Below are 343 nucleotides of genomic sequence, written 5' to 3'. Positions count from 1 at the left end.
CTATGATGCGGTCGGCACGCAGCCTGATATTGTTGCCAACATCGCTAAGCTTTATAGCAAAGCTCAAGACAGCAATGACGTGCCAAAGACGATCTTCTACTCGCTCAACGTTAACGACTGGATGCAATTGGCAACGCTGATGGGATGCTTCCAAGGCGATGGTGGCGTTGAACGGCTGCAGCTGGGTGCTGGTTGGTGGTTCAATGACACGGCAGAAGGCATGGATCGTCAATTGCGGATCTTTGCCCAACAAAGTCTGCTGCCGCACTTTGTCGGGATGTTGACTTATTCGCGCAGTTTCCTTTCCTATCCGCGTCATGAATACTTCCGGCGCGTACTATGC

Annotated in this window: 1 protein-coding gene; it reads left to right on the top strand. The window is 51.9% G+C overall.

The window, feature by feature from the left end:
- On the top strand, window positions 1-343 hold a 343-nt coding region (locus LI126_RS14620; protein WP_227165656.1), incomplete at both ends, for a glucuronate isomerase.

Source organism: Mediterraneibacter sp. 210702-DFI.5.30 (assembly GCF_020560115.1).
Classification (GTDB): Bacteria; Bacillota; Clostridia; order Lachnospirales; family Lachnospiraceae; genus Mediterraneibacter; species Mediterraneibacter faecis.
Note: the sequence above shows the minus strand (reverse complement) of the source record. Positions and strands in the feature narration are given on the sequence as shown.